Origin of the sequence: Alloalcanivorax sp. C16-1 (assembly GCF_046507805.1) — a bacterium.
Lineage (GTDB): Bacteria > Pseudomonadota > Gammaproteobacteria > Pseudomonadales > Alcanivoracaceae > Alloalcanivorax.
Map to the genome: position 1 here is coordinate 378363 of NZ_JBKFTK010000003.1, position 26498 is coordinate 404860.

Genomic DNA, 26498 nt, shown 5'->3' on the forward strand with positions numbered 1-26498 from the left:
GCTGAGACCAGGTGCAGAGGGCGCGTAGGGTACCCGAGGGTCGCTTCGGAGGCAAGCGGGGGGCGGGTCGAGTGGCCACGCTTTGTACAACCGGCGGTATTAACCGCCCAGGCGGGCCAGGTAGAGGCCCTGGTACTCGCAGACGGTGTCGCCGGCGGGGTTGGTGGCGCGGGCGTCCACGGTCAGGGTGGCCTTGCCGCGCCGGGCGAGGCGCTCTCGGAAACGTCGGCGGTCGTTGTCGGTGACGGTGGCGGTCAGGGTGAGGTCATCGTCCAGCGGCAGGCGGTAGTTCTGGTTGCCTTCCACCGCCACCACATCCACCAGGCCTTCGATATCCGCGGTTTCGGCGATCAGCGCTTCGGCCAGCAGCGTGGTGCAGGCCCAGCCGGCCAGGGTCAGCAGTGCCACCTGGCTGCCGGCGAAGAAGGTGCCCTTGTCGTTGTGGTTGGGGGCCAACGGCGCCGTCAGGGTCAGGGTAGCACCGTCGAAGCCGGTGAAGCGGAACGCCAGGTGCCGGGTCAGGGGGATGGCGGCGCGCACCCGCTCGGCCAGAGCGTCCAGCTCAGTCATCGGGCAGCTCGCGGAGAAACTGTTCCGGGGTTTCGTCGGGCAGCGCCTTGGGTTCCACCGCCGGGGTGCCCAGGTAGATAAAGCCCACCACCTGGTCCTTGTCGGCGAAGCCCAGCCGGGCCTTGACGCTGGGGTCGTTGGCCAGGTCGCCGGTGCGCCACATGGCGCCCAGCCCGAGAGCGTGGGCGGCCACCATGATGTTCTGCACCGCCGCGCCCACCGCCAGCACCTGCTCCCAGGCCGGCACCTTGTGGTGCTCGTTGATCTCCGCCACCGCCACGATCAGGGTGGGCGCGCGCAGGGCCTTGGCGCGCAGCTTGTCGAGGGCCTTGCGGTCGGCGTCCGGCTGCCGTTTCAGCAGGCGCCATTCCATGATGTCGCCGAGCCGTTCGCGATCCGCGCCTTCCAGCACGATGAACCGCCAGGGCCGCAGCATGCCGTGGTCCGGCGCGCGGATCGCCGCGGCCAGCAGCTGGCGCACTTGCTCCGGCGTGGGGCCGGGTTCGGTGAGGCGGGGCACGGAAACGCGTTGGGTCAGGGCGGTAAGGGTGTCCATGGTGGCTCCTGTTTCGGGATCGCCAGTGTAACCGCTTGCCCGAGCACGGACGAACCCCGGCTCCGACACGCCGCCGACGAAAGTCGAATCAGTCTTTTTTCTGAACGCACAACTGGGTAAGCTCCCTCGAACGCCACGTCCAGATTGCCGTTGATGACCGCCACCAAGCACCGCCCCCGGCGCCCCTACCTGGATCCCAGGGAACGGGCCCGCCGGCTGAGCAATTCCATTCGCCTCCTCGCCTTCGCGGTGGCGGCCGGCATTCTGCTGGCGGGCATCGGGCTGTCCCTGTTTCCGCAACCCTACCTGCTCGGCGTGGCCGGGCTGCTGACTTACCCGCTGCTGGTACAGACCCTGCTGGTGGTGGCCGAGCGCCGCGATCGGCGCACCGAACGGGCCGCCCCGGTGCTGATGCAGCTGGACGCGGCGGTGATCGGCGTCGCCTGCGCGCTGCTGCATTTCGCGGTGATTCCCAGCCTGGTGCTGCTGATCATCGTGCACGCCAATTCGGTGAGCAGCGGCGGCCTGCGCGCCTGGCTGCTGAACCTGCTGAGCACCGCCGTGGGCGCCGGCCTGGCGCTGTGGCTGTTGCCGGTGCCCTTGCCGATCACCACGGTGCCCCTGTCGCTGTCGGTGCTGTCCCTGGTGGGCCTGGGTCTGCATGTGGGCGCGAGTTCCTTCTTCGCCAACCGGCAGACCCGCTTTCTGCAGCAAACCCAGGAGCGGGTGCGCGAGCAGCAGCGCCAGGCGGTGGAGTTGTCGCGCAAGCTGGCCAAGTACCTGCCGCCGCAGGTCTGGGGCTCCCTGTTTTCCGGTCAGCGGGACGCCAAGCTGGAGACCCGCCGCAAACGGCTGACCATTTTTTTCTCGGACATCCGCGGCTTCAGCACCGTGTCCGAGGAGCTGCCCCTGGACACCCTGACGCGGATGCTCAACACCTATCTGAGCGAGATGACGCGCATCGCGCTGCGCTATGGCGGTACCATCGATAAGTTCATCGGCGACGCGGTGATGGTGTTCTTCGGCGATCCGAAAAGCGCCGGTGCCCAGGAAGACGCCTTCCGCTGCGTGGCGATGGCGGTGGAGATGCAGGAATACATGCGTTTTCTGCGGCTGCGCTGGCGCCGCGAGGGCATCGACCAGAAGCTGGAAATCCGCATCGGCATCAACACCGGCTTCGTCACGGTGGGTAACTTCGGCACCGACAGCCGCATGGACTACACCATCCTCGGTACCGACGTGAACCTGGCCAGCCGTCTGGAGTCCGCCTGCCGGCCGGGCCAGGTGCTGATCTCGGAAAGCACCTATGGCCTGGTCAAGGACCGGGTGCGTTGCCGCAGCGTGGGCGAGATCCAGGTCAAGGGCTTCCACCGGCCGATCACCGTCTACGAAGCCCACGAACTGAAACGCAATGCCGGCAGCAAGCGGCGCTTCGTCACCCTGGACAGCCCCGGCCTGGGACTGCACGTGGACCTGGAGCGCATTCACAACTACGACAAGAAAGCGATCCTCAAGGCCCTGGCCCGCTGCGCCACGGAACTGAAGAAGGACAAACCAGTGGCGGTGGAATACGAGACCGAAGGGTTCGCGCTCTATATGGACGACAAGCGTCTGCGTGAGCGCGACCGGGAAAAGGTGGTGGAGATGCTGGGACAGGCGGCGCGGCAGATTCAGGACCGCGTGCGGATGTGATCGACGAGGAACCCTTATGAACGAAACGTCTTCCGGCTGGCTGGGGCGTCTGGAGCGCGCCGGCAACCGTCTTCCCCACCCCACCCTGCTGTTCGTCTGGTTGTGTGCACTGATGCTGCCGCTGAGCGCGGTACTGGCCTTGCTGGGCGTGACCGCCGAGCATCCCCTGGAAGACCGGACCGTGGTGGTGCGTTCGCTGCTGGACGGCGAAGGGCTGCGCTATGTGTTCACCCATATGGTCGGCAACTTCACCGGCTTCGCGCCGCTGGGCGTGGTGCTGGTGGCGATGCTGGGGCTGGGCATCGCCGAGCATTCCGGGCTGCTGGGCGCCAGCCTGGCGGCGCTGGTGCGCCGTGCCTCCCATCGCACCCTGGTGGTGGCGGTGGCTTTCGCCGGGGTGATGTCGAGCATCGCCTTCGACGCCGGCTATGTGGTGCTGATCCCACTGGCCGGCTTTCTGTTTCAGCTGGCCGGGCGCTCGCCGCTGGCCGGCATCGCCACCGCCTTCGCCGCCGTCTCCGGCGGCTACAGCGCCAATCTGCTGCTCGGGCCGGTGGACGCGGTACTGGCCGGCCTGTCCACCGAGGCGGCGCGGCTGGTGGACGCCGAGCGCACCGTATCGGCGGCGGGCAATTACTGGTTCATCATCGTTTCCACTTTGCTGGTCACCACGCTGGTGTCGCTGATCACGCTGCGGATCACCGAACGACGGGTGGCGCCGGCGGACCAGGACGTCGCCGATGAGGATCAGGCGCCGCGCCTGGACCGCCGGGCGGCCCGCTGGACGCTGGTGACCCTGGTGGTGGGCCTGCTCGCCATCGCCGCCCTGGTGGTGCCGGCCGGCGCGCCCCTGCGCGGCGACGACGGCGCCGTACTGCAGTCCCCGTTCATGAGTTCACTGGTGGTGCTGATCGCGCTGCTGGCGGCGGCCTGCGGGGTGGTCTACGGGCGGCTCAGCGGCGGCTTTCGCTCCGCCGCCGGCGTCATCGAGGCGATGGAAACCACCATGGCGTCCATGTCCGGCTATCTGGTGCTGATGTTCTTCGCCGCCCAGTTCGTGGCCTGGTTCGGCTACAGCCAGCTGGGTCTGGTGCTGGCGGTGAAGGGCGCCGCCTGGCTGGGCGGGCTGGAGCTGCCGACGGTGCTGTTGCTGCTGCTGTTCGTGGTGCTGAGCGCCTCCATCAACCTGATGATCGGCAGTGCCTCGGCCAAATGGTCGATCCTGGCGCCGGTGTTCATCCCCATGCTGATGCTGGTGGGCATCGCCCCGGAGGCCACCCAGGCCGCCTACCGGGTGGGCGATTCCAGCACCAACATCATCACCCCGCTGATGCCCTACTTCGCGCTGGTGCTGGGTTTCGCGCGCCGCTATCGGGCGGACACCGGCATCGGCACCCTGATCGCCCTGATGCTGCCCTACAGTCTGGCACTGCTGATCGGCTGGTCGATCCTGCTGGCGGTGTGGATCGGCTTCGGCTGGCCGCTGGGGGCGTGATGGCGGCCCGCATCCTGGATCGCGGTCGAACGACCGCGCCTACTGGCGCACGGTGCGGGCGTTGAGCGGCGCGTCCTCGTAGTTGGAACGGAACGGGTTGATGTCGAGCCCGCCACGGCGGGTGAAGCGCCCGTACACGGACAGCTGGCGGGGGCCGCAGTGGCGGCGCAGATCCACGAACATCTGCTCGACGATCTGCTCATGAAAGCCCTGGTGGTTGCGCAGCGACACCACATAGCGCAGAAAGCTGGCCGGGCTGATCGGCCGGCCAGTGTAACGCACCTGTACGGTGCCCCAGTCCGGCTGGTTGGTGACCGGGCAGTGGCTGCGCAACAGGTGGGAAACCAGCACGCCGGTGCGCTCCGGCCCCTGGTCGGCGAGCAGCAGCTCCGGGCGGTATTCGAAATGCTCGAAGGACACGTCCAGAGTGTCCACCAGCTCGCCCTGTTCTTCCCGGACATGCTCTTCCCACAGCGGCTGCTGACGGGCTTCGCGCAGCGTCATGACCCGCACGTCCACCGGCGCCCCGGCCACCTGTGCCAGATCCCGGGCGATGGTTTCCACCACCCGGTCGCGGCCGGGGAAGCGGCTGTTGGCGAAGCTGTTCAAATACAGCTTCAGCGACTTGGACTCGATGATGTTCGGCGAGGTGCAAGGCACCACCAGTTCCGCCAGCGCCACCTCCGGCTTGCCCTTCTCGTTGAGCCAGGACAGCTCGTAGGCATTCCAGATGTCCTGGCCGTGGAACGGCAGCGCGGTGTCGTCCAGCTCCAGCGATTCGCGGGCGTCCCAGCGCGGCACCGGGCACAGCAGCGACGGCGTGTACTGGTCGATGAACGCGCTGTTGCGGCCCAGCGGTGTGTCCTTCAGATAACTCATGGCGCGACTCTCCTTTCGGCTCAGCTGCGGATACCGGTGCCGCGGTTGAGCAACCACAGCGACAGCGCGAAGAACACCACCACGAACGCCAGAATCGCGCCCAGGGAGGCGTACACATTGACGTCGCTGACGCCCAGCACGCCGTAGCGGAAAGCGTTGACCATATAGACGATGGGGTTCACCAGGGTCACCGCCCGCCAGAAGTCCGGCAGCAGATCCAGGGAGTAGAACACCCCGCCCAGATAGGTCAGCGGTGTCAGCACGAAGTTGGGGATGATGCTGATGTCATCGAAGTTGCGGGCGAACAGCGCATTGAGAAAGCCGCCCAGGGAAAACAGCGCCGAGGTCATCACCACCACCGACACGGTGATCCACAGGTGCTGCATGCTCAGGTGAGTGAAGAACAGGCTGAGCAGGCTGACGATCAGCCCCACCGCCATGCCGCGGGCCATGCCGCCGACCACGAAGCCGGTGAGGATCACATAGTTGGGCATCGGCGAGACCAGCATCTCCTCGATGGAGTGCTGGAATTTGGTGGAGAAGAACGAGCTGACCACGTTGCCGTAGCTGTTGGTGATCACGCTCATCATGATCAGGCCGGGCACGATGTACTGCATGTAATCGAAACCGCCCATGTCGCCGATGCGCTGGCCCACCAGGTTGCCGAAGATCACGAAATACAGGGTCATGGTGATCGCCGGCGGCAGCAGGGTTTGCGGCCAGATGCGCGTGAAGCGGCGGATTTCCTTGATCACGATGGTGCAGAACGCCACCCATTGCTGATACCCGCTCATGAGGTGGCCTCCGCCGGCTGCGCCTGGCCGGGCAGATTCTGCTCCACCAGCCGCACGAACAGTTCCTCGAGACGGTTGGACTTGTTGCGCATGCTCATCACCTGAAAATTCTGCTCGGCCAGTTCCGTGAACAGCCGGTTGAGGTTCTCGGTCTTGGGCACCTCCACCTCCAGGGTGGTGGCGTCACGCAGCCGCACCTGGAACCCGGACAGCGACGGCGCCGCCGACACCGGTCGCGCCAGATCGAGAATGAAGGTCTCCACCTGAAGTTTCTCGAGCAGCGATTTCATGTCGGTGTTCTCGACGATCTGGCCGTGATCGATGATCGCGATGTTGCGGCACAGGGATTCCGCTTCTTCCAGGTAGTGGGTGGTGAGAATAATGGTGCGGCCTTCTTCGTTCAGGCCGATCAGGAAATCCCACATGGAGCGGCGCAGCTCGATGTCCACCCCGGCGGTGGGCTCGTCCAGGATCAGCAGATCCGGCTCGTGGACCAGAGCCCGGGCGATCATCAGCCGCCGCTTCATGCCGCCGGACAGGGTGCGGGCCTGGTTGCTCCGCTTGTCCCACAGCCCCAGCTGGCGCAGATATTTCTCCGCCCGTTGCCGGGCCAGCGAGGCGGGGATGCCGTAAAAGCCCGCCTGGGTGACGACGATGTCGAACACCTTCTCGAACTGGCCGAAGTTGAACTCCTGGGGCACCACGCCGATCTTCTGCTTGGCCAGGGCCCGTTCACGGTCCAGATCATGGCCGAGAATCGACACCTGCCCGCTGCTCTTGTTGACCAGGGAACTGATGATGCCGATGGTGGTGGACTTGCCGGCGCCGTTGGGGCCCAGCAGGGCGAAGAAGTCGCCCTTCTCGACGGTCAGCTCGATGCCCTTGAGGGCCTCCACGCCGCTACCGTAGGTTTTTTTCAGATTACGAATGGTCAGGGCGGACAAAAGTCACCTCGCCGTAGGAAAAAGGTCAAGAAAACGACCCAGATGGGGTCGCCGGGCCCGCTTTCAAGCCCCGGAGAACGGGCGCCGGCCGTGTTCGCCGCGCCATACCCAGTTGAGATGCCGCTCATCGAACCACAGCCACAGCCCCTCCATCATCCAGGGCCAGTGCTCCTCGTCGATGGCGTCGCGGCCTTCCAGCTCCGCCACCAGCACCGCCAGAATGGTGTCGTGGGTGACGTGCACCGCCAGCGCCCCCGGCGCCGGCTCCCGGTCACGCAGATAGCCGGCCAGTTTGGCGCGGCCCGCCGCCGGGGTCAGCATGCCGTCGAACGGCTCACGCAGATGGGCATTGAGAAAACGCAGCGCGCCCATCTTGAGAAAGGTGGGGCCGACCCGGTTCAGGTCTTCCACGTAACAGCCCGGCTCCACCAGGGTGCCGTCGGTGATCACCTCCGGCTGATGGTCGATCAACCCGGCCTCGCGGGCGCCCTCGGCCATGGCCCGGGCGGTGTCCACGCAGCGGCCCACCGGGCTGGAGTAGAACGCGGATACCGGTCGCTCCAGCCGTGCCCCCCACTCCCGCGCCATGGTGATGCCTTCCGGCGTCAGTGGCAGGCGGTAATCGGCGAAACCGTTCTTGGCCAGCTCGCGCACCGAATGGCGGGTCAGCAGATGGGCCGGCCGGTCGGCCGGAAGCAATTGCAGTGCGTCGTGAAGGCGGGGATGTAATCGGGCCATGTCTACTCTTCTCGAGTGCCCGGTTATCTTACGGAGCGGGGGCGCCAATGCCAACCGCCGGGCGCCGGAAAGCGCTGGCAAAAGCCACGCGGCCTGCTATGGTGAGAGCATGTTTGACACCCTCTTCACGTGTCGCCGCCCCGGCGACCTCGCCCGCCTTACGGTTCCGGCCCGCACCCTGCGCGCCGGTGCGCGCCCGCGCGCCTTCCTCGCCTGACGCCGGACCCCGTTCAGAATCATCCCGGGGGTCCGGCGACCCGAACACCCGGATCCCCCGATGCTTTCCTTGAAGATTGTTTGAAGAACGAACGGAGCGCGCCATGACCGCCCTGCCCCCGATTACCGTTTCCACCCTGGACCGTGAACGCCTCTACGCGCTGCTGGAAAAGCACCCTGGCGATCCGGAGGTGGTGGACCGCCTCTATGACGAACTGGACCGGGCCCGTTTCCTGGAACCGGACGCCATGCCCGATGACGTGGTTCGCCTCAACAGCCGCGCCCGCTTCCTGCACGAAGACAGCGGCAAGACCTATGAGCTGGTGCTGTCCACTCCCGCCGACACCGGAACCGGCGAAGATCGCCTGTCGATCCTCAGCCCGGTGGGCGCCGCCCTGCTCGGGCTCAGCGTGGGCGCCACCATCGAATGGCCGAGCAAAGGCAAAACCTTGCACCTGACCCTGATCGCGGTGTCCGCCGCCTGACGCTTTCCCCTATTTAGGGGACTGCTGCCCCCGCCCCCGCTGTGGTCCGATTCGTTCCTTGAACAGGAGCGAACGACATGACAATGACTTCCGTGACCCGGCGCCTGCTGGTGGGGGCCGGGCTGCTGGCGCCGCTGGCCACGCCGGTGTGGGCGGCCAGCATCAATGTGGGGGACCAGGAAACCGTGGCCGCCGCCGGCGGCACCCGCCCCAGCCCCTGGCAGGCCGGCGCTTTTCTGCAGATTGGCGGCGAACTGATCGTGGGCGCCGGCGGCACCGTGGAAAATGACACCGCTTACCTCGGCACCGACTTCAGCAACGGGGCCACCGGCTCCGCCACCGTTACCGGCGCCGACGCCCTCTGGGCCAACAGCGGTGTTCTGTTCGTCGGCGACCTCAGCGAGGGTGTCCTGAACATCGAGGACGGCGGCCGGGTCACGGCTCTGCAAACCTATATCGGCAGCGACCTGGGCCCGGGCCAGGTGACGCTCAGCGGCGCGGGCAGCCGCCTGGAGGGCGGCAACACCCTGTCGGTGGGCCAGTACGGCGCGGGCACCCTGACCCTGAACGCCGGCACCACCGCCACCAACGGCATCGGCTACCTGGGCTTCTTCCAGGGCAGCCAGGGCCGCGCCCAGGTGCGGGGCGGCCGCTGGGAGAACAGCGGCGATCTGGTGGTGGGCAGCGCCGGCGACGGCGAGCTGACCGTTACCGACGGCGGCACCGTGATCAGCAGCGGCGGCTTTGTCGGCAGCCAAGCCGGCGGCCAGGGCCGGGTCACCCTGGACGGCCCCGGCGCCCGCTGGGAAATGGGCTCCAGCCTGGTGGTGGGCAGCTACGGCAGTGGCGAGATCACCGTCAACGCCGGCGGACTGCTGACCAATGAGTTCGCCTTCCTGGGCGCCGAGGCCGGCGCCTCGGGCATCGTCCGGGTGCGGGGCGATGATGCCCGCTGGATCAGCAACGCCGCCATCCTGGTGGGCAGCAACGGCACCGGCCAGGTGACCATCGCCGACGGCGGCACGGTGCGCGCCAACGGCGTGGTGATCGGGGTGAACGCCTCCGGCAACGGTTCGCTGACGCTGGACCAGGGCGGCACCCTGGAGACCCCCTGGGTGGACCGGGACGCGGGCACCGGCGCCTTTTATTTCAACGGCGGCCGCTTGCTCGCCGCCAGCGACCAGGACCGCCTGTTCCTGAACTTCAACGACGGCGACGTGGTGATCCAGGCCGGCGGCGCCATCATCGACAGCAACGGCCACGACCTGACCATCAACACCGGCCTGGACGGCGACGGCGGCCTCACCAAGGACGGCGCCGGTACCCTGACCCTGAACGGCGACAACGGCTTCACCGGCGCCTCCCGGGTGGACAACGGCGCGCTGATCGTCAACGGCGCCCTGGCCGGGTCCATCGTAACCGTCGGCGACGGCGCCCTGCTCGGCGGCACCGGCACCCTGGGCGGAGCACGGCTCACCGACGGCGCCACCCTGGCGCCGGGCCATTCCATCGGCACCCTGACCGTGGACGGCGATCTGCTGTTCGAATCCGGCTCGGTGTTTCAGGTGGAGGGCTCCGGCGACGGCGACGCCGACCGGGTCCACGTCACCGGCACCGCCACCCTGAAGGGGGGCAGCGTGGCGCACATCGACGCCGGCGGCGATTATCAGCCGTTTACCCGCTACACCCTGATCGACGCGGACCAGGGTGTCACCGGCCGCTTTGATCAGGTCAGCACCAACCTGGCGTTCCTGCAACCGCTGCTGGATTACGACAGCAACAGCGTCATCCTGCGGCTGGTGCGCAATGACATCCGCTTCTCCGATCTGGCACGCACCGCCAACCAGGCCGCCACCGCCGACGCGGTGGAGCAACAGGGCGGCGGCGACCCGCTCTACGATGCGGTGCTGCCGCTGGCCGCCGACGGCGGTGATGTGCCCGCCGCCTTCGATCAGCTGGCCGGCGCCCTGCACGCCTCCACCCGCGCCGCCCTGATCGAGGACAGCCGGTTTCTGCGTGACGCGGTGAACCGGCGTCTGCGCGACACGACCTCCGCCCTGCCCGCCGACGGCGGCACGGTGCTGGGCCGCAACGCGCGCAGCGGCGCGGTGGTCTGGACCCACGCTTACGGGGCCTGGGGCGAGATCGATGGCGCCCACGGCGCGAGCGGCGCCGACCGGGACAGCCGCGGGCTGTTTATCGGCGCCGACCTGCCCGTGGGCCCGGACTGGCGGGCCGGCGCGCTGGCCGGCCATGGCCGTCTGACCCTGGATGAGCAGGACCAGGCCGCCGACGCCCGCGACGACGCCTATCACCTGGCCGTGTTCGCCGGTGGCGGCCACGGCGCCTGGCGGTTCAGCGCCGGTCTCGGCCACAGCTGGCACCGGATCGACACCACCCGGCGGGTGGCCTTGGGGGGCTTCAACGATGAACTGCGCGGGGAATACGACGCCCGGACCCTGCAGCTGTTCGGCGAGGCCGGCTACGCGGTGCGCCTGGGGGCGCTCACCGTGGAGCCGTTCGCCGGCCTGGCCCGGGTGCGGTTGAGCGACGAAGACCATCAGGAAGCCGGCGGTGCCGCCGCCCTGGCCGGCGGCGGCGAGGACGCCGACACCAGCTTCTCGACCTTGGGGGTGCGTCTCGCCACCGACGCCCGGCTGGCGGGTTTGCCGGCCCGGGCCCACGGCGGCCTGGGCTGGCGCCACGCGTTCGGCGATAGCGAGCCCCGCGTCCGCCAGCGCTTCGCCGGCGGGCAGGCGTTTACCGTCAGCGGGCTGCCGGTGACCGAGGACAGCGCGGTGCTGGAGGCCGGTCTTTCATTGGCGATCAGCGACGCCGCCCGGGTCGGCCTGAGCTACCAGGGCGATCTGTCCGACGAGCGCCGGGAGCATGGTCTCGACGCCCGCTTCGACTGGCGCTTCTGAGCGCCGGCCGGGGCCCGCTACTTGCCGAACAGGGCGCGGAACCAGGACTTGACCACATTGAGCGTCAACTGCACCACGCTGAGCCGGCTGCCCTTGTCCGAGACCTGGCCGCCGGACAGCACGCTTTGCACGTTGGCGGCGAACATGCGGGCCATGGCGCCGACAAAGCTCTTCACCAGGCCGCCCCGGCTGAACTGGGAGAGCGGCCCGGTGACGCTGTAGGACGCCACGAACTCGATGCGGCAGCGCTTGCCGGACTCATCACCGATCACCGCGAAGTCCAGGCCGCCGCCGGCGCTGGAGCCGCTGCGCGCGTCCCGGCCCTCGCCTTCCATGCGGCCCTGGCGGCTGTCGTCGTCGAACTGATAACGGCCGGTGCCCCGGAAGCGCGCGCGGATCGCGCCCAGGGAAATTTCCATTTCCACTTCCAGTTCGTTGCCGTTCACCGACAGCAGCCGGGCGCCGGGCACACAGGGCACCACCCGTTCCACGTCGCTGAGGAAGGCCCACACCTCGTCCACCGGCTTGTCCACGGTGATGGTTTCACGCAGCGTCTGGTCGCCGCCGCCGGCGCCGTCGGACGGGGTCGCTTCCACCGCTTCCATCTGGCCGGCGGTGCGCTTGAAGGTCACCAGTTTGGCGTTGCCCCAGTCCGGCTGGGTCGGCGGCGTGACCAGGGTTTCGTCGCCGGTCAGCAGTTCGTCCCGGCGTTCAAACACCGAGCGCACCGCGTTAACGATGCCCACATAGCCGGTGCAGCGGCAGATATTGCCGCCCAGGGCGATGCGGATCTGTTCGTCGGTCAACGAACGGTGGCGCAGGATGATGTCGCGGCAGGCGACCAGCATGCCCGGCGTGCAGAAGCCGCACTGCAGGCCGTGAAACTCCATGAAGGCTTCTTGCAGCGCGCCCATCAGCGGGTCGTCGTCGCCGCCTTCGATGGTGCGCACGCTGCGTCCTTCACAGGCCCGCGCCAGGGTGATGCAGGCGCGCACCGGCTGGCCGTCCATTTCCACCGTGCAGGCGCCGCACACGCCGTGCTCGCAGCCCAGGTGGGTGCCGGTGAGATCCAGATCGTCGCGCAGGAAATCCGCCAGGCTGGTGCGCGCTTCCACGTGCCCGCTGACGGTCTCGCCGTTCACGTTCAGCGTCACTTCGGACAGAGACAATTTGGTGGTCATCGAGTCGCTCCAATCTGTGCCAGCGCGCGTCGCACCGCGACCTTGTAGAGCTGGCGGTTGACCTGCGGATAATCGCCCAGGGCGGTGTCCACCGCCGCGTCCAGCACCGCCACGGCGCCGTCCGGGCCGTCGGCGGCGAGCGCCTCGGCCACCGGTTCCAACGGCACCGGCGGACTGTCCAGGGCCCCCACCAGCACCCGGCAGTAACCCCGCTCCGGGTCCACCACCACCACGCCGGTGGCCTGGGAGAATTCGCCCACTTTCTTGCAGAATTTGTAGTAACCCCAGCGGGCACTGTCGCTGAGCTTCGGCACCCGTACGCCGGCCAGAATTTCATTGGGCGCCAGTTCGGTCATGAACGCGGCCTGGATGAAGTTTTCCGCCGCCACCTCACGTACGCCCTTCTTGCCGCGCAGCAGATAGGTGGCGCCCAGCCCGGTCATCACGCACACCCAGTCGGCGGCCGGGTCGGCGTGGGACAGGCTGCCGCCCAGGGTGCCCCGGTTGCGCACCGCCCGGTAGGCGATGCGCGAGGCCACGAACGGCAGCATGCCCCGGGCGGCGTCGGCCACCCGGCCGTCCTCGAAATCCGCGTGCCGCACGGCGCCGCCGTAGACGATGGCGTCGCGGCTCTCCTCCACGCCGGTCAGGTCCTCGGCGCGGTGCAGGTCCACCAGCACCGCCGGCCGCGCCAGACGCAGGTTGAGCATCGGCCCCAGGGACTGGCCGCCGGCGATGCACTTGGCCTCGTCGCCGTGTTCGGTGAGCAGCCGCACCGCCTCGGCGCCGTCCCGGGCCGGCAGGTAATCAAACTTCACGGGTTTCATGATGCGTTCTCCTTGCCGGCACCGGCGTTCAACAGCGCCCCCAGAATGCGTTCCGGGGTGGCGGGGATCTGGTTGATTTCCACGCCCAGGCCGGCCAGCGCATCGTTGATGGCATTGACGATGGCGCCGCCGGGGGCGATGGCGCCGCCCTCGCCCACGCCCTTGATGCCGTGGGCGGTGTGCGGCGACGGGCTCTCGGTGTGCTGAATGCGGATGTGCGGCGCTTCCGCCGCGCCGGGCAGGTGGTAGTCCGCCAGGGTGGAGCTGAGCGGCTGACCCTGGTCGTCGTAGGTCACTTCCTCGAACAGGGCGGTGCCGATGCCCTGCACCGCGCCGCCGATGGTCTGGCCTTCCACGATCATCGGGTTCACCACCTTGCCGGCGTCCTCAACGATCACGTAGTCGAGCAGTTCCACCTTGCCGGTCTGCGGGTCCACCGCCACCACCACCGCGTGGGAGGCGTAGGAAAACACCCCGTGATCGGTTTTCGGCCGATAGGCTTCGGTGACTTCCAGGCCACCATGGCGGTCGCCCTCGGGCAGTTCGTCCGGGCGCAGGTACCAGATGCGTCCCACCTCGGCGAAGCTCAGGCTGCCGTTGGGGCCGTGCACCCGGTCGTCCTCCAGCCGCACCTGCTCCGGCATGCACTCCAGCGCCCGGGCCGCCATCACCTGGATGCGTTCCGCCAGGGCTTCCGCGGCCCGCGACACGGCGCCGCCGGCCATGACGATGCCCCGGGAAGCGAACGCACCGTAGGAATACGGGGTGGTGCCGGTGTCGCCCATCAGCACGCGGATGCGGTCCACCGGAATGGACAGAATTTCGGAGGCCACCTGGGCCAGGGTGGTTTGCAGGCCCTGGCCGATGCTCTGGATGCCGACCCTTACCTCGACGCCGCCGTCCGGGGTCAGTTTCATGCGCGCTTCGTCGTACCCGGGCACCAGCGCCAGGCCCCACTGGGCAAAGACTTTACTGCCGTGGGCGGACTGTTCGGTGTAGGTGGCGAAGCCGACGCCGATCAACCGGCCGTCCGCTTCCGGCGTCTTCTGCCGCTCGCGCACCTCGTCGAAGCGAATCGCTTCCTTGGCGCGCATCAGGGAGCCCGGGTAGTCGCCGGTGTCGTAATGCTTGTTGGTCACGTTCACATAGGGCATGGCGTCCGCCGGCACCAGGTTCTCCATGCGCACTTCCCAGGGTTCACGACCCACTTCCCGGGCAATGGCGTCGATGGTCAGTTCCATGGCGAAACACACGCCGGGCCGGGCCACGCCCCGGTAGGGGGTGAAAGGCGGCTTGTTGGTGGCTGGCGCGTTGACCTGACAGCGGTACTCGCGGAAGTCGTAGGGGCCGGGCAGGTTGCCGCCGGCCTGGGCCGCTTCCAGCCCGGCGGTGAACGGCCACACCGAATAGGCGCCCACGTCCACGGTCACTTCCGCGTCCATGCCCAGCAGCCGCCCGCGCCGGTCGGCGTAGGCGGTGACGGAATACTGGTGTTCGCGGGTGTTGGCGCCGGCGGTCAGATGCTCGCGGCGATCCTCCAGCCAACGGAACGGCTTGCGCCGGGTCCAGGCCAGCCAGGCCACCGCGATCTCTTCCGGTTGCAGAATGCATTTGTAGCCGAAGCCGCCACCCACTTCCGGGGCGATCACGCGGATCAGCGATTCGTCGATGCCCAGGCAGCGGGACAGGCCGTTGCGGATCACATGGGGCACCTGGGTGGAGGTGGTCACCACCAGTTGGCCGTCGCGGTAATCCCACCAGGCCACCACGCCCTTGCCTTCCATGGGATTCATCACCTGGCGGGCGGTGCGGAACTGGCGGGTAACCACCACCTCCGCCTTGTCCCGGGCGGTCGCCGGGTCCTGCCCCACCGACAGCTTGAGGAACATGTTGTCGTCCCATTCCTCGTGCAGGCGGGGCGCGTCGTCGGCCATCGACACCGCGCCGTTGACCACCGGCGGCAGCGCCTCCAGCTGCAGATCGATCTCTTCCAGCAGGTCCTCGGCCTCGGCGCGGTTGCGACCGATGGCCATGGCCACCGGCTCACCCACGAAACGCACCTTGTCGCGGGCCAGCGGCCAATGCTCGGACGTTCGATAACTGGGCAGGGTGGACTCGGCGACGATGGGTCGCACGCCGTCCAGGTCGGCGGCACACAGAATCCGGCTTTCCAGGCCCTCCGGTTTATTGACCGCCTTGATCCGGGCATGGGCCAGGGGACTGCGCAGAAACGCCACGTCGCTCATCCCCGGCATTTTGATGTCGCCCACGTAACGGCTGCGGCCATGAACAAGACGGTCGTCTTCCAACCGACGTACACGGGCACCAATACCGGTCTTATTCATCCTTTACCTCGCACCCTTTCAATCGTCAAAGAACAAACGGCGAGGGCGGATGCCCCATCGGGACACCCGCCCTTGCCTGCGCGTCGGATCAGTTGGCCCGCGCGTTCATGTATTCCATTTCAGTGATTTCCGAGTACGGCCGCACCACCGCCATGAAATCGGTCATGGACTGGTAGATCTTGCCGGCCAGGGCGTCCTTCTTGGCAACGCCGGCGACCACGTCATTGGACACTTTCTTCAGGTCCTTGAGCGTTTCCGCGTTGAAGGTGGTCACGTTGACCTTCGGATAATCCTTCTTGATCTGTTGCAGAGCCTGGGCGTTCTTGGCCACGAACTCGCTGAGCACCATTTGGTTGGCCAGGGCGTTGGCGCCCACCAGCACTTCCTTGAGATCGCTGTCGAGTTTGTCCCAGGCGGATTGGTTGACGAAGCAATCGAGCACGCCGTTGGGCTCCATCCAACCGGGCCAGTAATAGTTGCGCGCCACCTGCGGCAGGCCGAAGGCCATGTCGTTGAACGGGCCCACGTAGTCGGCGCCGTCGATGGTGCCGTTCTGCAGCGCCTGGGTCACTTCGCCCAGCGGCAGCTGTACCGGCACCGCGCCGAACTCCTGCAGTACGCTGCCGGCCAGCGCGCCGGTACGGATCTTCATGCCCTTGAAGTCGGCGGCGGCGTTGATGTCCTTGTTCAGCCAGATGCCCTGCACCGAGGTGTTGCCGCTGGGGAAGAACTTGAGGCCGAACTGGCCGTACAGCTCGTCGATCAGCTTCTGCCCGCCGCCGTAGGCGAACCAGGCATTCTGCTCCTGGGAGGTCATGCCGAAGGGCAGCGGCGCCAGGAACTGGAAGCCCGGATGTTTGCCGGACCAGAACGCCGGGTAACCGTGGCCCATGTGCAAGGTGCCGTCGGCCACCGCGTCGAACACTTCCAGCGGGCCGACCACTTCACCGGCGGTGTAGACCTTGAGTTTCATGCGGCCGCCGGAGGCCTTGTTCACATAGTCCGCCACCAGATCCGGACCGGTGGACAGCAGCGGTGAGTTACGGCGCCAGGTGCTTTGCATGCGCCATTCCACGGCGCCCTTGGCGATGGCCGGGAAGCCCACACCGGCGGCGGCGGCGCCGACCGTGCCGGCGACGCCCGCTTTGAGTAGAAAGTCACGTCTTTTCATGAAAATTACTCCTCGATCTCCGCGGTGAAAGGGGTAATGCCGACACCGGCGGCGCGGACCCCGCCGGGCGCCTCCGGGAATCAGTTGGCCAACACGCCGGGCAGCCAGAGCACCAGTTGCGGCCACTCCCAGATCGCCGCCACGCCGAGCAATTGCAGCACCACGAACGGAATGACGCCGCGGTACACGGTGACCAGTTTCAGATCGGCCACCGCGCCTTTCAGGAAGAAAATGGCATAGCCGAACGGCGGTGTGAGATAGCTGGTTTGCAGCACGATGGCGGACGCCACGCCGAGCCATAGCGGGTCCGCGCCCATCATGATCAGAGGGGGCGCGAAGATCGGCATGACGATAAAGATGATTTCGAAGGTGTCGAGAATGAAGCCGAGCACGAACATCATCAGCAACACGAACAGGATCGCGCCGGTGAGCCCGCCGGGCACCGAATCGAGCAGCTCGGCGATCACTTCCTCGCCGCCCAGGGCACGGAACACCAGGGACAGAATGGCGGCGCCGATCAGGATGGCGTAGATCATCAGGCTCATGGACATGGCCGAACGGCTGGCGTCCTTGAGCACCTTGAACGACATCTGGCGACCCAGCACCGCCAGGATGCAGGCGCCCACGCCGCCCAGCGCCGCCGATTCGGTGGCGGTGGCGATGCCGGACAGAATCGAGCCGAGCACCAGAATGATCAGCACCAGCGGCGGCAGCATGGTGAACAGCACCCGTCTGGACAGGGTGCGGCGCTCCTCGTCGCTCATCACCAGCGGCGGGCAGGACTCGCTGTTGAACAGGGCCCGCGCCGCCATGGTCAGCAGGTAGAACACCACCAGCAGCAGCCCCGGCACCAGGGCGGCGGTGAACAGATCGGTGACGCCGATCTGATGGCTGTTGAAACCGCCCTGGCTGAGCATCGCCTGGGTGTTGGCGTCCTGCAGCATGACGCCGAGCAGGATCAGCACCGTGGACGGCGGAATGATCTGGGCGGTGGACCCGGCCGCGCAGATCAGACCGCTGGCCAGGGGCTCGTCGTAGCCGGCCCGACGCATGGCCGGCAGGCTGATCAGCCCCATCGCCACCACGGTGGCGCCGACCACGCCGGTGGACGCGGCCAGCAGAGCACCGACGATGATCACCGCCACGCCCAGGCCGCCGGGCACCCGACCGAACAACTGCCCCATGGTGGTGAGCAGGTTCTCGGCGATGCGCGAGCGCTCCAGGATGGCGCCCATGAACACGAACAACGGCACCGCCAGCAGCGTTTCGTTGGTCATGATGGAAAACACCCGCCCCGGCAGCGCGCCCAGCATCAGCATATCGAAGGCGCCGAACCAGGACGCCACCACGCCCACCAGAATCGAGGCGCCACCGATGGCGAACGCCACCGGGAAGCCGCTGAGCAGGGCCAGAATCAGAACCACGAGGAGAATCAGCAAAAACCACTCAGCCACGACCTTTCTCCTCAACGGACGGCGCATTGGATGGATCGCGGATCGCCTGCACGGAGCGAATCATCAGACTCAGCCCCTGCAGGGCCAGCAGCACACAGAACCCCAGCAGGCAGCTCTTGAGCAGATACATGAACGGCAGGCCGCCGATGGTGGGTGAGGTTTCCAGCCGCGCCCAGGAGCGCTGGATGCCCGGCCAGCCCTTGACCGCCAGGAAGTAGAGCATCGGATAGAGGAACACCAGAGTGCCGAGCAGATTGATCCAGGCGCGGCCGCGCACGGACAGCAGGTTGTAGAACACATCCACCCGCACATGGCCTTCATGGCGCAGCACATAGGCGGCGCCCAGGGTGAACAGGGCCCCGTTGAGCCAGATGTAGCTCTCCGAAAGCCACGGGAAGCCGACCCCGAAACCATAGCGAAGCACCGCCACCACCGCGCAGATCAGCGCGATCACCGGCATCGCCCATTTGAGCACTTCACCGATGCCGTCGTTGAGGCGATCAATCAGATCCGCCAACCTTTCCATACTGCTTGTCTCCTACCCAACGCCCGGCCGGCCGGACCCGTCACTGAGCCCGTCGCCGAAAGGCGGAACGAGTTGATCGGTTTCCCTGGTCCACCGTGACTCGATGGCGTCGATAGGACTGGCTCGCTGGAGCGCCAAATTAGGATGGGTAGCACCTGTTTTTCTGCTTTCCCGGTGCGGTCGATCCTGCTGCATAATTTTTAAACCATTGTTTTGAATGCGTTTTCTTCTTATTCGCCAGATTCCGTACCATGATTTTTTTATCAGTACACTGACTATAATCAACGCTAAACGAATCGCCTGGCCTTTGCAACAGACTTTCCGCGCGAGGGTTCAGAGGGTGAAACGGAGGGAAAAAAAGCACAAAAAAAGGGAGTCCGGATGGACTCCCTTTTCGAATTGGAGCGGGAAACGAGATTCGATCGGGCTGGCGTTCCAGCTCGCGACCCCGTTGGCCTCTCTTCTTAACAAATTGGAGCGGGAAACGAGATTCGAACTCGCGACCCCAACCTTGGCAAGGTTGTGCTCTACCAGCTGAGCTATTCCCGCTTGACGCCTGGAGCGGCCTGAGTGGCGTCCCCTAGGGGAGTCGAACCCCTGTTACCGCCGTGAAAGGGCGGTGTCCTGGGCCACTAGACGAAGGGGACCCGTGCTCTCAAGCGGCGCGTAGAATAGGAATCGGGGCCCCCATCGTCAAGAGGAAATTCGCCCCCGGCGCGCGTCCGCGCAATCTTTCGCCAATCCCGACCTGCCCGGCCCGATCCGGTCATTGACCCACCCGGGCCGGTGCTATATCCCTGAGGCTCCCTGTTGCACCCTTTGTGGAGAGAGAGCAGCGCATGACCATGAAACTGTACGGCGCCATTCTGTCGCCCTATGTCCGCAAAACCCGCATGGTGCTGGCCCTGAAGGGGCTGGACTACGAATCGGTGATGGTGGACCCGAACAACAAACCGGAAGGCTTCGAACGGATCAGCCCCCTGGGCCGCATTCCCGCCCTGGAAGTGGACGGCCGCTTTCTGGCGGACTCCGCCGTGATCTGCGCCTATCTGGAGCGTATCCAGCCGGAGCCCGCCCTGTATCCGGAAGACCCCTACGAGTACGCCCGCGCCCTCTGGTTCGAAAAATACGCGGATTACGAAATGGGGCCCCAGTGCACCTTCATGGTGTTCCGCAACCGGGTGGTCAAGCGCCTGATCGGCCAGGCCTGCAACGAGCAGGAATGTCAGCAGGCCCTGGACACCACCATCCCGCCGCTGCTCGACTACCTGGAGCGGGAACTGGACGGCAAGGACTACCTGGTCGGTGACCGGCTCACCATCGCCGACATCGCGGTGGCCAGCCAACTGGTCAACTTCGCCCACGGCGGCGAGCGCCCGGACCCCGAGCGCCATCCGAACCTGAGCGCCCACACCGACCGCATCCACGGTCTGGAACCGTTCACGCGGACCATCGAGAAGGAAAGCGGCTTCCTGAAGAAGGTGCTGGGCTGATCGCCCTCAGGGCGTTTCCACCGCCACCAGCGCGGCGCGGCCGTCCGCCGTCACCTTGAGGCGCGCCACGCCGCCGTCGCGCAGGTCGGTTTGCAACCGCAGGGCGTCGTCCAGCGGCGCGAACCAGGCCTCGATGCCGTAGCGCACCACCATTTCGCCGCCGGCCACCCGCAGGATGGTACCGCGCAGAAACAGCGGCCGCGCCGGCGGCCGCAGTTGCGCCCGCCCGGCCCGCCACAAGTCCCCGTCGCGCTCCAGCGGCACATAGACCTCGTCACCGCCCCGGGGCAGCTCCATATCCGGAATCGGCAGCCGGCTGAAGCCGTAATCCAGCCGTACGTATTGCCCACGGAACAGGTCCCGGGGGTCCACCGGCAAGGTGGCCACGCGCACCTCGCGCCCCACCCACAGCGGGTACTGGCTGTACACGAACAGACCACCGAGCACCGCCAGCTGCGCCACCACCGCCAGAATCAGACCGCCTTTCACCAACGACCGGTTCAACCCGCGCTTCATGGCCGTACCTCCCGCCGGCGCCAGTAGAACGCCGCCAGCAACAACAGGCAGGCCATACCGGCGAACAGGGCGGCGGCCCCCAGGTAACCGCCGATCAGGTCCAGATAACGCAGCAGGGCCAGCAACAGAATGGCGCCCAGGCCGGTGAAGAACAGCCCCGCCTCACCCTGCTGCAAGCCCAGCCGCAGCCAGCGCAGCGCCAGCACCAACACCAGCAGGTTCAGCGCCACCGCCCACAACCACGCCTGGTCCAGCAGGCCGCCGGTGTGCACCACCACCAGCGCCACGGCGGTGACCGTGGCCAGCAGCGGCCGCCCCATCAAGGCGGCCACCACCAGCACCGCCAGGCCCGCCCACAGACCCGGGTCCATCCAGGTCCAGGCCAGCGCCAGATAACGGCGCCACACATCCACGAAGGTGAACGGCATCAGCATGGCCAGAGTGAGCCGCGGCACCCACACCGACAGCCCGTGCCCGGCGGCGCCGAACCAGCCCGGCCGGCCCGCCAGTGCCAGGGCCAGCACCAGCAGCGCCAGATTGAAGCTGAGCAGCCCCTCGGCGGCCTCCGGGCCGAAGTCCGTGGCGTAGACCCAGGTAAGCATCAGGTTGAGCCACAGGGCGGTGGCGGCCAGGCCGGCCAGGGTCAGCACCGCGCTGTCGCGGTAGCGGGCCACCAGGAAGGCGGCGGCCAGGAACAGGGGCATCCAGAGCGGCCAGCCGTAGCGGTGGTGGGTGACCATCCAGAAGCCGGCCACCACCAGCATCAACAGCGCCAGCAGCCGGCCCCGGGTAAGCAGCGCCGGCGCCAGCAGGCCCAGCGCCCACAGCAGCAGGCCGCCGGCGTAATGCTCGCCCAGGTGATACATCTGGCCGATCAGCATGATCGAGGCCCCATAGGCGAAGCCGCCCAGCAGCAACCAGAAGGCGCCGGCCCCCCGGCGCAGGTAGCGCGCCACGCCGACGCCATTGAGCGTGGCGGTGAGCGCCATCAGGCCGGCCAGCCGCAGCTCCCGGGGCAGGGTCTGCCAGTTGGCCGACACCACCAGCAGCAGCGCCAGGCCCAGAAACAGCCCGGCCAGCGCCACCACCAGCCCCAGCGCCGAGGGCGCCGGGTCGTCCAGGGTGGCCCCGTAGCGGGCCAGCAACCGCTCGGCGGTGGCCCGGTCGATGTCACCGTCGGCGAACCAGGCGCGAATCGCCCGACGGAGCAGAAAACGTCGCATCACATCCCTCGATGACGGCCGGGTCAGAACAGCGGCAGCCCCAGTCGTTTGGCTTCCAGCCGGCGCAGAAACTCCAGCATGATCTGCCGGTACAGATCCTCGCCCAGCCACAGGTCCTCGACGCCGGCGTCCACGTTGGGGTTGTCGTTGACCTCGATCACCACCACCTCGTCGCCGGCCTGCTTCAGGTCCACGCCGTACAGGCCGTTGCCCATCAGGCGCGCCGCCTTCAGGGCGGTGCGCAGCACCTTGGGCGGCACGTCGCGCACCGCCAGGCTGCGGAAGCCCCCGGAGGTGGTCTTGCCGCCGGCCTTGTGGTGATAGATCTGCCAGTGGCCCTTGCTCATGAAATACTGGCAGGCGAACAGCGGCCGGTGGTTGAGCACGCCGATGCGCCAGTCGTAGTCGGTGTACATGAACGCCTGGGCCAGCACCACCGAGGATTGTTTGAGATGCTGCCGCAGGGCGTCGCGCAGGCCGTCCCGGTCGGCCACCTTGCTGATGCCCCGGGAGAAGCTGCCGTCGGGAATCTTCAATACCATGGGCAGGCCCAGCTCCTCGATCAGCCGGTCGACCTGGGCGTCGGAATCGTCGAACACGAAGGCGGTGGGCGGCACCGGCACCTTATTGGCCTGCATCAGTTCGGCCAGATAGATCTTGTTGGTGCAGCGCAGGATCGAGCCCGGATCGTCGATCACCACCATGCCCTCCTGTTCGGCCTTGCGGGCGAACTGATAGGTGTGGTGATCGATACCGGTGGTTTCGCGGATGAACAGGCCATCGTATTCGCCCAGCCGGGCGTAGTCGTCACGGCCGATGGGGTCCACCTTGATGCCCAGCTCGCGGCCGGCCTTGATAAAGCGCTTCAGGGCGGTGCGGTTGCTGGGCGGCAGGGCCTCCTGCTCGTCCAGCAGCATGGCCAGCTCGTAGCGGTCGCCACGGCGGCGGCGCGGATTGCGCCAGACCCGGGCGTTGAACTGCTCCAGGGCGCGGGCGAACAGGTCCTCTTCGCTGCTCTTGAGCTGCTTGAGACTGACGGTGCGGATCGATTCCAGCGTCCACTCGTCATCGCGGCGCCGGAACGACACGCGCAGGATCGGGCACGGCAGCTGGTCGAAGATCTGCCGGCCCAGCTCCGCCAGACCTTCCTGCTCGGTGTGGCCGAAATACAGGGTCAGGGTCAGGCGGGTGGCGTCATCGCCCTGCTTCTTCATGGCCCGGTCCAGGGCCTGCTCGAAGCTGCCGAAGTGCAGGCCGTACAGGGCCTTGCGGCTGAGGTCGTTGACCGTGCGCACCGACGGCATCACCCGCTGGCCGCGGGCCTCCGCCAGCAGCGAGCAGTAATAGCCCGGCGACAGATACTTGTAGGCCCGGCACAGGTTGATCACCTGCACCTTTTTGTCGGTGCACACCGGTGACGCCGCCTGCAGGTAATCACGGGCGGACAGCAGATGGCGGGTGGGATAGTAGGCGGCCCAGTCGGCCGGATCGTCGACGAGAATGATGACCTGACTCATGGGGCCCCGAACGGTCAAGAGTGGATGGCTATCGGCGCACTGTATGCCAGCCCCGCCACGGCGGACAATCTTTTTCGCGCCGGGCCGGCGGGGCCCGGCGGCCAGCCGCCTTCAGTCCGCCGGACGGGGGTCGGAATAGCCCTTGGAGTAGCCCTTGGAGTAGCCCTTGGAATAACCTTCGGAATCACCGGAGCCGGCCTCGGTCTTGCCGGCGGCGCCCGGGTGCCCGGCCTTCTCCAGCGCGTCCTGCACCTCCGGCGGCATGTAGGTTTCATCGTGCTTGGCCAGCACTTCCTCGGCCTCGAACCGGTCGCGGCTGATCAGGGTGCCGTTGGCCACGATGCCCTGCCCCTCCCGGAACAGATCCGGCAGGATGCCCTGGTAATGGATGTCGAAGGTGCCCTTGCCGTCGGTGACCGCGAAGGTCACGTCCAGAGTCTCCGGATTGCGGCGCACCGAGCCGTCCACCACCAGGCCGCCCACCCGCATCTTGGTGTCCACCGGCGCTTCCCCGGAGACCACCTGCTGAGGCGTGTAGAAAAGATTGATGTTCTGGCGCAGGGCATAGACCGCCAGGCCCACGGCCACGGCCAGACCGGCCAGAATCGCCAGCACCAGGATCAAACGTTGTTTACGAACCGGATTCATCAGAGCTCCCAGAAACGGTGGTCCCATCGCGGGCCTCGCGCCGCGCGCGCCGGGCCAGTTCGGCGCGCACCCGTCCCTGTTGGCGCCAGGCCAGCAACATATTGCCGATAATCAGAAGCGCGCTGATGCCGTAGGCGCTCCAGACGAAAAAGCCGTGGTCGCCCATGGCCAGAAAGTCGGCGAAGCTGTCGAAGTACATGCGGTCGTCCTCAGGGCCGGTTCACGAGTTTACGCACCCAGCCGGCGCGCCGTTCGCGGCTAAGCACCTCGGTGCGGGCGCGCATCAGCACATTGGCCGCGTACAGCAACCACAGCCCCAGCATGCTGATCAGCAGCGGCCACTTCATGGCGTCGTCGATGGACGACTCGCCGATCACCTTGAGGGTGGAGCCCTGGTGCAGGGTCTGCAGCCACTCCACCGAATACTTGACGATCACCACGTTGATCACCCCCACCATGGCCAGCAGGGAGGCGGCCCGGGCCGCCTGGCGGGGATCGCGGATGGCGCTTTGCAGGGCGATGATGCCCAGGTACAGAAACAGCAGAATCAGCATCGAGGTCATGCGCGCGTCCCACTGCCAGTAGGTGCCCCAGGTGGGCTTGCCCCAGAGCGCGCCGGTGACCAGTGACACCGCCGCCAGCACCGCGCCGAACGGCGCCAGGGCCTTGAGCATCACCTCGGCCATCTTCATGCGCCAGACCAATGCCACCAGCCCGGCCACGCCCATGGCGATGTAGCCCATCAGGGCGCCGCTGGAGGCCGGCACATGGATATAGATGATGCGGTAGCTGTCGCCCTGGTAGCGCTCCACCGGCGCCCAGGCCAGCCCCCAGGCCAGCCCCACCGCCAGCAGTACCAGCGAAATCGGCAGCAGCCACGGCAGCACCGCGCTGCTGAAGCGGTAGAAGTAGACCGGCGAGCCCAGTTGGTGGTACCAGCGTTTAATTGTTTTCCACATAAAACAGACCCAAAGTTCAAAGTTGAAAGTTCAAAGTGAAAAGGAACCCGCCCTTTCAACTTTTCACTTTCAACTTTTCTAATCCCCGGCGCTGATGCGCAGGCCCAGGGCCACCGCCAGCGGCCCGAGGCTCAGCGCCAGCGCCAGAATCGCGCCCAGCACCGCCAGCAGGCCGTCCGTGGCCAGGCCATCCTGGGCGGTGCGCACCACGCCGGCGCCGAACACCAGCACCGGGATGTACAGCGGCAACACCAGCACCGCCAACAGAATACCGCCGCGATTGAGCCCCACCGTGAGCGCGGCGCCGATGGCGCCCACCACGGTGAGCGTGGGAGTGCCCAGCAGCACGCTCACCATCAGCGTGCCCAGCACCGCCACCGGCAGCTGCATCATGTAGCCCAGCAGCGGCGCCACCAGGGCCAGCGGCAGGCCGGTGAGCAGCCAGTGGGCCAGCAGTTTGGCGGACACCGGCACCACTGTTAGCACGGGGGCCGTGAGCATCTGGTCCAGGGCGCCACTTTCCTGGTCACGGCGGAACAGACCATCCAGGGACAGCATCACCGCCAGCAGCGCCGCCACCCAGACCGCCCCGGGGGCCACCAGGGCCAGCAATTCCGGCTTCGGCGACAACCCCAGCGGGAACAGACTGACCACCACCACGAAGAAAAACAGCGGCTGCACCATGTCCGCCGGCGCCCGCCAGATCAGGGTCAGTTCGCGGCGCAGCGCCGCCCACCAGACGCCGCTCACGGGGTGCCTCCGGCGCCGCCCAGGTGCAGCCGGCGCACGTCGTCCCCGACTCGATGGTGGGAGGTGTACAGCACCAGGGTGCCGGCGGCGGCGGCCTGGCGCAGGCGCGCGTCCAGGCGCGCCACGCCATCCTGGTCGATGGCGGTGAAGGGTTCGTCCAGCACCCACACCGGCTTGGGGTCCAGCCACAGCCGGGCCAGGGCGATACGCCGTTTCTGGCCGGCGGACAAGCGCCCGGCGGGCACGTCCTCGAAGCCGTACAGCCCCACCGCGTCCAGGGCCGCGTCCGGGTCACCGCCCTGGCCGCACAACGCCTGACTGTATCGGAGGTTCTCCCGGGCGGAGAGTTCCTCACGGACGCCCGGTTGATGGCCCAGATAGAGCAGCGAAGGGGCCAACGGCTCACGCCAGCGCACCTCGCCCTCGAAGAAGCCGTGCAGGCCCACCAGAATGCGCAGCAGCGTGGTCTTGCCGGCGCCGTTGGCGCCGGTGATCTGCCAGATCTCGCCGTCGCCGGCGGACAGCGCCAGCTCCCGGAACAGCATCCGGTCGTCGCGCTCGCAGCTCAAACCGCGCACTGTGAGACGTGGCCCAG

General features: G+C 67.3%; 25 protein-coding genes and 2 tRNA genes. 5 read left to right on the forward strand and 22 right to left on the reverse strand.

The features are described from left to right. Positions 1-99: 99 nt before the first annotated feature. Positions 100-570: a YiiD C-terminal domain-containing protein gene (locus ACLD0W_RS12335; protein WP_410307781.1), complete on the reverse strand. Its 471-nt coding sequence runs from the start codon at positions 568-570 to the stop codon at positions 100-102. After that, positions 563-1126: a nitroreductase gene (locus ACLD0W_RS12340; RefSeq protein ID WP_410307782.1), complete on the reverse strand. Its 564-nt coding sequence runs from the start codon at positions 1124-1126 to the stop codon at positions 563-565. The genes ACLD0W_RS12335 and ACLD0W_RS12340 overlap by 8 nt, the downstream gene beginning before the upstream one ends. Positions 1127-1279: 153 nt before the next feature. On the opposite strand from ACLD0W_RS12340, the gene ACLD0W_RS12345 reads away from it, so the two are divergent. Next, positions 1280-2818, forward strand: coding sequence for an adenylate/guanylate cyclase domain-containing protein (locus ACLD0W_RS12345; RefSeq protein WP_410307783.1), 1539 nt, complete (start codon positions 1280-1282; stop codon positions 2816-2818). 16 nt (positions 2819-2834) lie between these two features. Beyond that, positions 2835-4313: an AbgT family transporter gene (locus ACLD0W_RS12350; protein WP_410307784.1), complete on the forward strand. Its 1479-nt coding sequence runs from the start codon at positions 2835-2837 to the stop codon at positions 4311-4313. Between the two features lie 39 nt (positions 4314-4352). Here the strand turns inward: ACLD0W_RS12350 and queF are convergent, their stop codons facing one another. The 4 genes from queF to ACLD0W_RS12370 form a co-directional block, all read right to left on the reverse strand. Then, positions 4353-5192 (reverse strand): NADPH-dependent 7-cyano-7-deazaguanine reductase QueF, encoded by an 840-nt coding sequence (gene queF, locus ACLD0W_RS12355; RefSeq protein ID WP_410307785.1) that lies wholly within the window; start codon positions 5190-5192, stop codon positions 4353-4355. Positions 5193-5212: 20 nt separating this feature from the next. Next, positions 5213-5986, reverse strand: coding sequence for an ABC transporter permease (locus ACLD0W_RS12360; protein WP_410307786.1), 774 nt, complete (start codon positions 5984-5986; stop codon positions 5213-5215). Beyond that, the gene (locus ACLD0W_RS12365; protein WP_410307787.1) at positions 5983-6930 is read right to left on the reverse strand and encodes an ABC transporter ATP-binding protein; all 948 of its coding nucleotides are present in this window, start codon (positions 6928-6930) and stop codon (positions 5983-5985) included. The genes ACLD0W_RS12360 and ACLD0W_RS12365 overlap by 4 nt, the downstream gene beginning before the upstream one ends. 63 nt (positions 6931-6993) lie before the next feature. Beyond that, complete coding sequence (locus ACLD0W_RS12370) at positions 6994-7668, reverse strand: histidine phosphatase family protein (protein ID WP_410307788.1); 675 nt, start codon at positions 7666-7668, stop codon at positions 6994-6996. Positions 7669-7988: 320 nt separating this feature from the next. Here ACLD0W_RS12370 and rnk point away from each other — a divergent pair, with 320 nt between their 5' ends. Both rnk and ACLD0W_RS12380 read left to right on the forward strand, forming a co-directional pair. After that, the gene (gene rnk, locus ACLD0W_RS12375; RefSeq protein WP_410307789.1) at positions 7989-8369 is read left to right on the forward strand and encodes a nucleoside diphosphate kinase regulator; all 381 of its coding nucleotides are present in this window, start codon (positions 7989-7991) and stop codon (positions 8367-8369) included. Positions 8370-8446: 77 nt separating this feature from the next. Further along, complete coding sequence (locus tag ACLD0W_RS12380; RefSeq protein WP_410307790.1) at positions 8447-11293, forward strand: autotransporter domain-containing protein; 2847 nt, start codon at positions 8447-8449, stop codon at positions 11291-11293. Positions 11294-11310: 17 nt separating this feature from the next. On the opposite strand, the gene ACLD0W_RS12385 is transcribed toward ACLD0W_RS12380, so the two are convergent. The 8 genes from ACLD0W_RS12385 to ACLD0W_RS12420 form a co-directional block, all read right to left on the reverse strand. Next, on the reverse strand, positions 11311-12474 hold the full coding sequence (locus tag ACLD0W_RS12385; RefSeq protein ID WP_410307791.1) for a 2Fe-2S iron-sulfur cluster-binding protein: 1164 nt from the start codon (positions 12472-12474) through the stop codon (positions 11311-11313). After that, positions 12471-13301 (reverse strand): FAD binding domain-containing protein, encoded by an 831-nt coding sequence (locus ACLD0W_RS12390; protein WP_410307792.1) that lies wholly within the window; start codon positions 13299-13301, stop codon positions 12471-12473. The genes ACLD0W_RS12385 and ACLD0W_RS12390 overlap by 4 nt, the downstream gene beginning before the upstream one ends. Beyond that, the gene (locus ACLD0W_RS12395) at positions 13298-15646 is read right to left on the reverse strand and encodes a xanthine dehydrogenase family protein molybdopterin-binding subunit (protein WP_410307793.1); all 2349 of its coding nucleotides are present in this window, start codon (positions 15644-15646) and stop codon (positions 13298-13300) included. The genes ACLD0W_RS12390 and ACLD0W_RS12395 overlap by 4 nt, the downstream gene beginning before the upstream one ends. Before the next feature lie 88 nt (positions 15647-15734). After that, positions 15735-16817 carry a TRAP transporter substrate-binding protein gene (locus ACLD0W_RS12400; RefSeq protein ID WP_410307794.1) on the reverse strand — a complete coding sequence of 361 codons (1083 nt, stop codon included), beginning with the start codon at positions 16815-16817 and terminating at the stop codon, positions 15735-15737. Between the two features lie 80 nt (positions 16818-16897). Beyond that, a complete protein-coding gene (locus ACLD0W_RS12405; RefSeq protein ID WP_410307795.1) occupies positions 16898-18271 on the reverse strand; it encodes a TRAP transporter large permease subunit in 1374 nt (457 codons plus the stop codon). After that, entirely contained in the window at positions 18264-18797 is a 534-nt protein-coding gene (locus ACLD0W_RS12410; RefSeq protein WP_410307796.1) for a TRAP transporter small permease subunit, read from the reverse strand. Before ACLD0W_RS12410 ends, ACLD0W_RS12405 begins: the two co-directional genes overlap by 8 nt. 473 nt (positions 18798-19270) lie before the next feature. Continuing rightward, positions 19271-19346, reverse strand: a tRNA-Gly gene (locus ACLD0W_RS12415). Positions 19347-19368: 22 nt separating this feature from the next. Further along, positions 19369-19444 (reverse strand) — tRNA-Glu (locus ACLD0W_RS12420). A 192-nt stretch (positions 19445-19636) separates the two neighbouring features. On the opposite strand from ACLD0W_RS12420, the gene ACLD0W_RS12425 reads away from it, so the two are divergent. After that, positions 19637-20290 (forward strand): glutathione S-transferase family protein, encoded by a 654-nt coding sequence (locus ACLD0W_RS12425; protein WP_410307797.1) that lies wholly within the window; start codon positions 19637-19639, stop codon positions 20288-20290. 6 nt (positions 20291-20296) lie between these two features. Here ACLD0W_RS12425 and ACLD0W_RS12430 read toward each other — a convergent pair whose 3' ends face one another. The 8 genes from ACLD0W_RS12430 to ccmA form a co-directional block, all read right to left on the reverse strand. Further along, the gene (locus ACLD0W_RS12430; protein WP_410307798.1) at positions 20297-20806 is read right to left on the reverse strand and encodes a GDYXXLXY domain-containing protein; all 510 of its coding nucleotides are present in this window, start codon (positions 20804-20806) and stop codon (positions 20297-20299) included. Beyond that, the gene (locus tag ACLD0W_RS12435) at positions 20803-22029 is read right to left on the reverse strand and encodes a DUF2157 domain-containing protein (RefSeq protein ID WP_410307799.1); all 1227 of its coding nucleotides are present in this window, start codon (positions 22027-22029) and stop codon (positions 20803-20805) included. Before ACLD0W_RS12435 ends, ACLD0W_RS12430 begins: the two co-directional genes overlap by 4 nt. A gap of 23 nt (positions 22030-22052) precedes the next feature. Continuing rightward, entirely contained in the window at positions 22053-23546 is a 1494-nt protein-coding gene (locus tag ACLD0W_RS12440) for a RimK family protein (RefSeq protein WP_410307800.1), read from the reverse strand. A 111-nt stretch (positions 23547-23657) separates the two neighbouring features. Next, on the reverse strand, positions 23658-24194 hold the full coding sequence (gene ccmE, locus ACLD0W_RS12445) for a cytochrome c maturation protein CcmE (protein WP_410307801.1): 537 nt from the start codon (positions 24192-24194) through the stop codon (positions 23658-23660). Then, positions 24178-24393, reverse strand: coding sequence for a heme exporter protein CcmD (gene ccmD / locus ACLD0W_RS12450; protein WP_204429403.1), 216 nt, complete (start codon positions 24391-24393; stop codon positions 24178-24180). Before ccmD ends, ccmE begins: the two co-directional genes overlap by 17 nt. A gap of 10 nt (positions 24394-24403) precedes the next feature. Next, a complete protein-coding gene (ccmC, locus tag ACLD0W_RS12455) occupies positions 24404-25153 on the reverse strand; it encodes a heme ABC transporter permease CcmC (RefSeq protein ID WP_410307802.1) in 750 nt (249 codons plus the stop codon). A 78-nt stretch (positions 25154-25231) separates the two neighbouring features. Further along, positions 25232-25903 (reverse strand): heme exporter protein CcmB, encoded by a 672-nt coding sequence (gene ccmB, locus ACLD0W_RS12460; protein WP_410307803.1) that lies wholly within the window; start codon positions 25901-25903, stop codon positions 25232-25234. Then, a complete protein-coding gene (gene ccmA, locus ACLD0W_RS12465; RefSeq protein ID WP_410308057.1) occupies positions 25900-26448 on the reverse strand; it encodes a cytochrome c biogenesis heme-transporting ATPase CcmA in 549 nt (182 codons plus the stop codon). The genes ccmB and ccmA overlap by 4 nt, the downstream gene beginning before the upstream one ends. Between the last annotated feature and the right edge of the window lie 50 nt (positions 26449-26498).